Origin of the sequence: Salinivibrio sp. IB872, assembly GCF_001995345.1 — a bacterium.
Lineage (GTDB): Bacteria > Pseudomonadota > Gammaproteobacteria > Enterobacterales > Vibrionaceae > Salinivibrio > Salinivibrio proteolyticus.
This window is the reverse complement of the sequence record NZ_MUFO01000065.1, coordinates 1-9,675: the sequence shown is the minus strand read 5'-3', so window position 1 is coordinate 9,675 and position 9,675 is coordinate 1. Positions and strand designations below refer to the sequence as shown.

8 protein-coding genes and 2 pseudogenes are annotated in these 9,675 nt (G+C 50.4%); 5 read left to right on the top strand and 5 right to left on the bottom strand.

Annotation, left to right across the window (positions count from 1 at the left end; translation table 11 throughout):
* Nucleotides 1-166: 166 nt before the first annotated feature.
* A pseudogene (gene trpB, locus BZJ18_RS16105) lies at nucleotides 167-1,180 on the top strand (tryptophan synthase subunit beta); the annotation flags it as partial.
* Nucleotides 1,181-1,217: 37 nt separating this feature from the next.
* On the top strand, nucleotides 1,218-2,036 hold the full coding sequence (gene trpA, locus BZJ18_RS16100; RefSeq protein ID WP_443216521.1) for a tryptophan synthase subunit alpha: 819 nt from the start codon (nucleotides 1,218-1,220) through the stop codon (nucleotides 2,034-2,036).
* Between the two features lie 17 nt (nucleotides 2,037-2,053).
* On the opposite strand, the gene BZJ18_RS16095 is transcribed toward trpA, so the two are convergent.
* The 4 genes from BZJ18_RS16095 to cls all read right to left on the bottom strand — a co-directional run bounded on the left by BZJ18_RS16095 (nucleotide 2,054) and on the right by cls (nucleotide 6,119).
* Complete coding sequence (locus BZJ18_RS16095; RefSeq protein ID WP_077458264.1) at nucleotides 2,054-3,271, bottom strand: GGDEF domain-containing protein; 1,218 nt, start codon at nucleotides 3,269-3,271, stop codon at nucleotides 2,054-2,056.
* Between the two features lie 10 nt (nucleotides 3,272-3,281).
* Complete coding sequence (locus BZJ18_RS16090) at nucleotides 3,282-3,824, bottom strand: hypothetical protein (protein ID WP_077458262.1); 543 nt, start codon at nucleotides 3,822-3,824, stop codon at nucleotides 3,282-3,284.
* A 305-nt stretch (nucleotides 3,825-4,129) separates the two neighbouring features.
* Nucleotides 4,130-4,435: a hypothetical protein gene (locus BZJ18_RS16085; RefSeq protein WP_069590104.1), complete on the bottom strand. Its 306-nt coding sequence runs from the start codon at nucleotides 4,433-4,435 to the stop codon at nucleotides 4,130-4,132.
* 223 nt (nucleotides 4,436-4,658) lie between these two features.
* Nucleotides 4,659-6,119: a cardiolipin synthase gene (gene cls, locus BZJ18_RS16080; RefSeq protein WP_077458260.1), complete on the bottom strand. Its 1,461-nt coding sequence runs from the start codon at nucleotides 6,117-6,119 to the stop codon at nucleotides 4,659-4,661.
* A 566-nt stretch (nucleotides 6,120-6,685) separates the two neighbouring features.
* On the opposite strand from cls, the gene BZJ18_RS16075 reads away from it, so the two are divergent.
* The 3 genes from BZJ18_RS16075 (at nucleotide 6,686) to yciA (ending at nucleotide 9,214) form a co-directional block, all read left to right on the top strand.
* Nucleotides 6,686-8,029 carry a sodium-dependent transporter gene (locus tag BZJ18_RS16075; protein WP_077458258.1) on the top strand — a complete coding sequence of 448 codons (1,344 nt, stop codon included), beginning with the start codon at nucleotides 6,686-6,688 and terminating at the stop codon, nucleotides 8,027-8,029.
* Nucleotides 8,030-8,179: 150 nt separating this feature from the next.
* The gene (locus BZJ18_RS16070) at nucleotides 8,180-8,722 is read left to right on the top strand and encodes a septation protein A (RefSeq protein WP_077458256.1); all 543 of its coding nucleotides are present in this window, start codon (nucleotides 8,180-8,182) and stop codon (nucleotides 8,720-8,722) included.
* A gap of 93 nt (nucleotides 8,723-8,815) precedes the next feature.
* A complete protein-coding gene (gene yciA, locus BZJ18_RS16065) occupies nucleotides 8,816-9,214 on the top strand; it encodes an acyl-CoA thioester hydrolase YciA (RefSeq protein ID WP_069590096.1) in 399 nt (132 codons plus the stop codon).
* Nucleotides 9,215-9,448: 234 nt separating this feature from the next.
* On the opposite strand, the pseudogene BZJ18_RS17630 reads toward yciA, so the two are convergent.
* Nucleotides 9,449-9,675: pseudogene (locus BZJ18_RS17630) on the bottom strand (hypothetical protein); the annotation flags it as partial.

Here is a 9,675-nt window from a genome sequence, read left to right as displayed (position 1 = left end):
GGTGTCGAGCATGCGCCTGGGGTGAAGGATGCCAACAAGTTAAATGCGGCGTTCCGCGCTCTTCGCCGCTATTGATTTTTCGAGATAGTTGATTTAGCTGAGAGGATAGATGTCACCAAGACAGTCAACGTATCTCGGCCCCAGTTAAAGACGTAAAAGGATAATTATGAGCAAGCTTAACCCGTAWTTTGGCGAATTTGGTGGTCAGTACGTGCCCCAAATTCTGGTGCCTGCGCTTGATCAGCTCGAACAAGCGTTTATTGATGCCCAAGACGACCCTAACTTTAAAGACGATTTTATCCGCCTGCTGCAAGAGTATGCCGGACGACCCACCGCGTTGACGCTTTGCCGCAACCTCACCAAGGGGACGAACACCAAGCTGTATCTTAAGCGCGAGGACTTGCTACACGGCGGGGCGCACAAAACCAACCAAGTACTGGGCCAAGCGATGCTTGCCCAGCGTATGGGCAAATCAGAGATCATTGCCGAAACCGGAGCCGGCCAACACGGTGTGGCGACCGCACTGGCGTGTGCGCTATTGGGGCTAAAGTGTCGCATCTACATGGGGGCTAAAGACGTTGAGCGTCAAAGTCCTAATGTGTTTCGGATGAAGCTGATGGGTGCCACTGTGATCCCAGTACATGCGGGCTCTGCGACGTTAAAAGATGCGTGTAACGAAGCAATGCGCGACTGGTCAGCCAACTATGATACCGCCCACTATTTGCTCGGCACCGCGGCGGGCCCGCACCCCTTTCCGACCATTGTGCGCGAGTTTCAACGCATTATTGGTGAGGAAACCCGCGCGCAAATTCAGCAGGTAGAAGGCCGCTTGCCGGATGCGGTAATCGCTTGTGTGGGTGGCGGCTCAAACGCGATTGGCATGTTTGCTGACTTTATCGATGACAAAGATGTGCGTTTAATTGGTGTTGAGCCCGCGGGCAAAGGGCTCGACACCGATCAACACGGCGCGCCCTTAAAGCATGGCAAGCCCGGTATTTTCTTTGGTATGAAATCCCCATTGATGCAAGATGAATATGGCCAAGTCGAAGAGTCATATTCAGTATCAGCCGGATTGGACTTCCCGTCGGTGGGGCCACAGCATGCGCATCTTAACGCCATTGGTCGTGCCGAATACCCGGCAGTCACTGACGATGAGGCCTTAGAAGCGTTTCAATCGCTGTATATGACATTCTAGAAGGCAAAGGAGAGCTGTCATGATGGCATCATCAACTCGATATCAAGCGATGTTCGCAAATCTGGATGCCAAACAGCAAGGTGCCTTTGTTCCTTTTGTCACCTTGGGGGATCCAAATCCAGAACAATCACTCGCCGTGGTCGATGCCTTGGTTGAAGGCGGCGCCGACGCGCTGGAGCTTGGTATGCCGTTTTCCGACCCATTGGCTGATGGGCCCACCATTCAAGACGCAACCTTACGCGCGCGGGCCGCTGGCACCACACCCGATACCTGTTTCGACATGTTGGCAGCCATTCGTGCCAAGCATCCGACCATTCCGATTGGGTTGCTGATGTATGCCAACCTCGTCTACGCCCGCGGTATTGACGCTTTTTACCGTCGGTGTGCGGATGTCGGCGTCGATTCGGTACTGGTGGCAGATGTGCCGATTGCTGAATCTGCACCATTTCGTGAACAAGCCTTGGCGCAGGGCATTGATCCGATTTTTATTGCTCCACCCAACGCAGACGATGCAACTTTAGCCCAAGTGGCGGAGCTGGGCCGTGGCTATACTTATTTGGTGTCGCGCGCCGGCGTCACAGGGGCAGAGGCTAAAGCAGGGGCGCCGGTTGAACACCTGCTCGGCACCTTGCATCATCATGAGGCGCCACGACCCCTACTTGGCTTTGGCATCTCAACCCCTGAGCAAGTCAAAGCGGCGATCAGCGCCGGGGCAGCAGGCGCGATTTCTGGCTCGGCGGTGGTGAAAATCATCGAGCAACATCAACATGATGTGCCCACGATGCTGGCGGCATTAACGGACTTCGTCAAAACCATGAAAGCGGCGACAGCACGCCAATAATATCAAGCTAGATAACACTAAGCGTTGGGCGATGTCTGTTCAGCATCGCCTTTCGTACGGCCACTTACCCAAGGTGTGGCTTCATCAAACCGCGATTCCTCACGACTGTGTCGTTTTCCATTGGGAGGCTGCATAGTGTCATGATACATGCGATATTGGTTCTTCCCTGCCCGCTTTGCCGCGTACATTGCCGTGTCCGCATGAGTCAGTAAACGCTCCCCGCTCAGTTTGTCCTTTCCATGCGCGATACCCACGCTGGCCGACACTTGGCAGAGATATGTGTCAATTGCGATCGGTTGATGCGCCACGTCGACAAGAACACGCGCAAGCACTCTCGACTCATCGTCGCGCTGATAAGGCATCACCACTGCAAACTCGTCGCCACCTAACCGCGCAATGACCGTATGCGGCGGGAGTGCCATCGCTAGCTTTTCTGCCAACGCAGACAGAAAAAGATCGCCCACATCATGGCCAAAGTTATCATTAATCGCCTTAAAGCCATCAAGGTCAATCACCAACATCGCCATATTATGGGTGTTGAATAGATAGCGACCTTTTAACGTATCAAACAACCAATGGCGATTATGCAATCCTGTCAGTTGGTCTTCGCGCGCTAAGCGATAATAGCGTTTGGCATCCAATGCAAGCAGCATCAATACTGTCGCGCCCACGGCTATCATCCCTAACGTCATCACGGTGGTCAGTTGTCCGAGCTGGTTAAGTAACCGCGTATGCTCGCGATAACCATAACCCGGCATGGCTAACGATTGCTGAAAAAAGCCATCGAGTAATTGACGCTGCTGGCGATAATGCGCAATCAGCTGGCTCATGCCCTGACTAGAAAAGCGCAAGGCATAGAAGCGGCTTTCATACGCTTTAAGGTCAGCAAACAGATTTTTTAGTAGCGCCGTCGGATGTCCTTGTTCCGCATCACCACGGTTCGCCATCGTGATCGCAACCGGAAAGCGGCTCCATAAGATCTCGTGCTGAATCGCCAACTGATCAAAGCTGCTCTTTCCACCTTGGTAGCGTTCCAGCAAGGTAATCAGCGCATCGTACTCTTTGGACAAGCTGAGCATATACCACACCAACTTGCTTTGGCCGTTGGTTAGGCGCTCAGATAACGCGGTGATCTTATTGGTGGTTAACACCACACCGATTGCCATGATCGCAATACATACCACCAAAATAGTGCGTTTAATCGGCATCACCTTCAGTTGGGCATTTCTCATCATTCGTCACTCCTTAGGGCTGGCACGCTATGTCAGTCAGCTGCCACACCATTGCCGAATAAAATCGGTCATTCTGAATGGCCGGATATTGGTCGAGAGGAAACACTAACCAAAGTGGACCAAGTGTTCTGAGTGTCATCGCTTGCCCGTTGCGTTTCATCGCAATCACTGGCTGATAACGTGCCACCATGTCTGCACTGAGCATCGCTTGGTATCGATTCATCGCGCTCAGTTTTAAGTCAGCACATTCCCCCATCCCCGCAGCGTCCAAAACGTTTGATAGCGCCACACCCTCAAAACGTTGCTCACCTTGGGTAAATGGGGTTTGAGTGATGATTTGTGCCGAAGGTAAGGCCTCGAGCGCCTGTCGATTGAATCGCACACTATGCTCTGGAGTAACACTGACGGTGAGATTGATCGGCACGCGCAAGGCGGCAACAGCGCTGAAGGTAATCAAAACGCCAATCACCACCATCGCGACATTGGGGGCTTGAACTAAACCACGCAGCAATACAATGGGTGCTGCAAGAAAGGCTGTGCGAGGTTTTTCTTTCATTTTTCACCAGTTACATCACAACGACAACCGGAGACTTGTCGTTCAGCAGCAAGGGGCTTGAGGCTGGCCTCACAAATGTAAGTCACGTGTCTGTATTACGTCACAGATGTGACGCTGTTGGGACTAGTGTGCTTGAAAGGGGTTAACGATTTATAGTGCTTCGGCCAGCATTTATTAACAAATCTCACAATTGAGATAAACTCGCAGCACAAAAAAAGTCAGGGGCTAGAAAGCAGACGGGGACAATGGGCCATAAACAAAAAAGCCTGCCGATACTCTGTGTACCGACAGGCAAACAACGCTGGTTAGCTAAGATCGCGCATTAATATTTCAAGCTCTTCCTGAGCCTGATCAATCAAGGACGCCAGCTCGTTTGCATCATCATGATGCATTGGCAGTGCCCAATTTTCTCGTCTTCCCGGCTCGACATGCTCTGCGACCAGCTGGGTGATTTTTCCCTTACGCTCAAACTTCACCTCATCAAATTCCGCGAGGTGCGGTTTTTTCTCGTTGGCAATCTGAATCAACACATTGCCATTTGGCACAACCCGCACGTGCGCCTTTCGCGCGGGCGTGGTGTTCAATGTATAACTGCGTGAACGGATAGACATGTCTACCTCCTGTCACTCGATATGGGGCATTAATAAGTGTAGTAACTCTGCCCTCAAACGGCAGCGAAAGGCGCCGGATTTTTAGGATATAGGGGAATAAATGGTTACCAATTGTGAGGCACTTAATAATCTTAATGCTGACAAGCGATTAGGATAACGCCCCCTATACGGTATAGTATAACCAACCGCACTGTATGCATGTTCAATCAAATGCGCGCGCCGATCATAACAACGGACTGAACATATAGAAAAACTGTTCAATCGGCTTGTGATAAACCGGGCGTTGTTGCCACGTTTTAGGTTCCACACGCAAAGATTGGCTGAGATAGCGCTGGTGTAGCGCGTTCACGCTGGCACAAAAATCGGGATCATCGACCGTGAGCGTTAACTCAAAGTTCAACCATAAGCTGCGCATGTCGAGGTTTACGGTGCCAATCAAACAGTACTTTTCATCAACCAACACAGATTTGGTGTGCAATAAGCCACCGCCAAAACGGTAGATCTCAATACCTGAGGCCATTAAATCGGCAAAGAAGGACCGACTGGCCCACTCAACCATTAAGGAATCGTTTTTTTCCGGCACAATCACTGTCACTTTCACGCCTCGTTGCGCTGCCGTTTGTAAGCTAAACAGTAGCCCTTCACTCGGCACCAAATAGGGCGTGGTAATGGTAATGCTGTCATGGGCTTGGTGGATAGCCAAGGTTAACACCTGTTGGATCATACCATCCGGCAAACCCGGTCCCGATGGAATGGCTTGCACCGCGTGATTGGCATGTTGGTGATCTTCAATAAGTGAGCATTCGGGTTGTGCGGGTAAATTTCGCAGTCCCGTTTCTACTTCCCAATCCCAAGAAAAGATGCTGCTGAGCACAGGAACGGTGGGGCCGGTAACACGTACCATCACGTCAACCCATTGACCCACGCCCGCGTTTTGCTTAAAAAAGCGCGGATCGACCATGTTCATCGAGCCCGTGTATGCCAGATGATTATCGATGATCACCACCTTGCGGTGCTGGCGAATATCAAGGCGGCGGAAGAACATCCGAAACGGATTGACGGCCAGAGCTTCAATCAACTCTATCCCCGCTTCTCGCATCACACTCGGCCATTTGCTGCGGAAAAACGTCTTACTTCCCGCAGAATCGAGCATGATACGAACCGGAATGCCCCGCTTCGCGGTATCACACGCGGCTTGCGCAACCTCATCGGCATGGCCGCCAGGATGCCAAATATAAAACACCATGTTTACGCTTTGCGTGGCGTGACGAATATCAAAGGCAATGGATTTGAGGATATCTGCCGGATCGGTCTGCAAGTGGAGTTGGTTGCCCGTTAATTCAGGGACACCAATCCGCGCTTGGCATAATTGGTTAACATGATGAGATTGCTCGCGCACGTGCTGAGGACGATGCGCCGGACAAGCTTGTAAGCTGAGCAACCATTGCCGATACGGTTCAAACATCGCTTTGGCACGTACCGCACGCGTCTTCCCGAGATTGAGCTCGCCGAATAGTAGGTAGGCGATGACACCGACAATCGGCAGGATGTAAATAATCATCAACCATGCGATCGACACCCCGAGCGCACGACGCTTAAAGACCACACGAATAGTGACCGCCGCGATCGTTAGCCAATACGCGAGTAACAAAATAAGAGTCAGGATCTCGTAGACTTTTTCCATGCTTGTTTGCGCACACCTTATTGTTGGAATCGACGGGTTATCAACCACATGGTCTTCCCCTATTCTGCCTAGCTTGCCACTGGGTGCAAGCAGTGTTTTGTCTAGATTTATGACAACACAAGTCACCAAAAGTGAAGTGGCCCACAGTAGAAATGTCATAGATGAATAACCGACACATAAATACGTGACGCAACATCACCTTGTTAACATTGTGTTAAATCAATAATTGCGACAGAGAAAGCCACTGTGGTACTGACTATAGACAGTGAATCGCACTCGCTATCGGTGAATAAGTAAGCAGACGCGGAAAGAATATCGGGAAGTTGGCTCGTTTGGGGGTATTACATACGGCAAGATCTTCAAATTTTACGCATAAACTGTTTTACTTACGAGCCTTAGAGGAACGAATCACTAGCTTCACTCTGTAATTATAACTTTACACACCATAAGGTGTCGCTCACGCATCAGCGATGGGCATTATGAGCAGTATCAATCATCTATACCCAAGCAGCTGGACGCATTCGCGTAGAGTCAGACGGGTATGTCGCATAAACTGACGAGTAGATATGGCAAACACACAACGCGCACAATTTTCATCCCGATTAGGGTTTATCTTGGCGGCAGCCGGCTCAGCGATTGGGCTGGGCAATATTTGGGGGTTCCCGACTCAAACAGCTTCAAACGGCGGCGCTGTTTTTCTGTTCATTTATTTGATCATGGTTTTTGTCCTAGCGTATCCCCTTTTAATAGCAGAACTCACTATTGGACGCTACGGCAATGCTAACCCGGTTCGGTCTTTATCCTCAGTGGCAGGTGGGCAAAAGTGGTTGGGCCGCTTGCTCGGCTTAGTCGGTATGCTCGGAGCAACTGGTWTCCTTAGCTTCTATGCCATTGTCGCCGGTTGGTTGGTCGGCTTTATGGTGTCACCACTGCTCACCGCGCTGGGCTTTGTTAATGCGGCGAACTGGTTAGAGTCATTCAGCGAAACCCGTAACCTCGCCCTCATGCTGTGCTTTATGGTACCGACCATTTTGGTGGTTCGTAACGGCATTGCTAACGGGATCGAGCGTTGGTCGTCTCGCTTAATGCCAGTACTGTTTTTACTCTTCGTAGTGATGGTGGTGTACATCTTGTTCCAACCTGGCGCGATTGAGGGATTAAAAATGTACCTGATCCCCGATCCTTCTCACCTCTCGCCAAGTCTGGTGGTGAGTGCAATGGGGCAGGCTTTCTTCTCGCTCTCCCTCGGTGTGTGCGTAATGATGGTCTATGGCTCTTACTTATCAAAGTCAGCCAGTATTCCCAAAACTGCCGCCCAAGTGGCACTGCTCGATACCGGTATCGCCTTTATTGCCGGACTATTGATTATGCCAGCGATGTTCGTTGCTCAGCATAACGGGGTGGCGATTTACAGTGAAAGCGGGGATCTACTCAGCAGCGATACGCTGGTGTTCAGCGTCTTGCCGGCCATGTTCGATACCATGGGCAGTGCTGGCTTGTTTATCGGCTTCGCTTTCTTCTTACTGATGGTCATTGCGGCTCTCACATCGGCCATTTCAATGCTTGAAGTGCCCGTAGCTTGTGCAACCGAAGAACTGCGTCAGTCTCGCGAGAAAGCCGTTTGGTGGATTGGTGGTTTGATCACCCTAGCCTCTGCCACCATTGTGTATAACTTTGGCGATCTGTTCGGCTTGGTGGTTACCGTGACGACCGAATACGCACAGCCTATTCTCGGCCTGCTATTTGCCTTGGTCGCCGGTTGGTTGTGGCACCGTAACGAAATCTTGAAAGAGCTGGTGCAAGGTAGCCCTGAACTTGGAGAAACCTGGTTTTGGAAAATCTGGCCGGGTTATGTGCGGGTGATTTGCCCTATCTTAATGATCTTGGTCTTCGGTTGGGACTGGATCTAACCGCACACCGCTCAGTACATGACGTATTATGTGCTGAGCGGTATCTTCTCTTCCCCCTTTTCGAGCCATTTCGTATTTCCTCCCCTCGCCGCAATTGGTTACACTGCCAATACATTTATTCAATCCGCCCACAAGGCATCGTGTCGTTTTATGAAACAACTGATTGATTTTATTCCACTCATTATCTTCTTCGCGCTGTATAAGTTTTACGATATTTATGTCGCCACAGGTGCTCTTATCATCGCAACCCTAATCCAAGTCGCCTTAGTGTGGGCGCTTTATAGAAAAGTGGAGAAAATGCAGATCGTCACTGCGGSTTTAGTGGCGGTGTTTGGGGGAATGACACTCTTCTTCCATGACGACAACTTCATTAAATGGAAAGTGACCATCGTCTATGTGTTGTTTGCGGTGGGCTTGGTAGCCTCTGAGCTGATAGGTAAACCCTTAATTAAAAACATGCTCAGCAAAGAGCTGGACTTACCCGATCGCGTATGGCGCACCATTAACTGGGCGTGGGTGAGTTTTTTCTCGGTATTAGCCGGGGTCAATATTTACGTCGCATACAACATGCCGCTTGATGTTTGGGTGAACTTTAAAGTGTTTGGCACCATGATCTTAACGTTCTTATATCTCATCGCGACAGGTATCTACATCTACCGCCATATGCCCAAAGAGAGCAACTCGGACCAATAAAAACTTGCCCAAATGCTGTGTCAGAGGTCACAATTCTAATCTTATCCTGAAAAAAAGGGGCCAGCCCCTTTTGAATAAGATGTGAAGAGAGCCATGTCTGACAATAAAAACAACTGCCCACGCGGCCAACTGTTGCTGCGTACACTTGCGATGCCAGCCGATACTAACGCCAATGGCGATATCTTTGGCGGCTGGATCATGTCTCAGCTCGATTTAGCCGGCGCGATCCTCGCCAAAGAAATCTCTGGCGGACGTGTCGTGACTGTCTCAGTGAACGAAATCACCTTCAAAGCGCCCGTTAGCGTGGGTGATGTAGTCTGCTGCTATGGTACATGCAGTCGCATTGGTAATACCTCGATGAGTGTCGCGCTCGAAGTATGGGTAAAACCGGTTAAGCATGACGGTGTCGGCGAACGCTACAAGGTGAGCGATGCCGTATTTAACTATGTTGCCATTGATGAAAGCGGCCGGCCGCGTCCGATCAAAAAATAACGTGTTTAATCACCACAAAGGGCCTGTTAAATCTCAGGCCCTTTGTATATCCGCCCTATCAATAGCGTTGCTACGAGACCAACAACTGCTTTAATTGCGCGACGTGCTGCTCAAAAAGCAATTTATCCGTTTTCTTTCCACTTTTGGCTATAGCCAGCCACTGTACGCCCGTATCGTCTTGATGGTTATACTCAATACGAAGCACGTATCACGGAAAACGCATGAACATCCGCGTCACGAAAGGCTTCCCAGCACGGTCGCCAGGTACTCTTGGTCCATCGCGCACATCATTCGCTTGCGTTGAATACCGGCTTTGAAACTCTTCTCTTGCTTTAATAAATTCATTCGCTTGCGTTGAATACCGGCTTTGAAACTCTTCTCTTGCTTTAATAAATTCAGAACCATTTGCCTTATTCGTGCAAAAACTTCCGCTCGGTCATCGACTCTTATTCGGCAAGCAT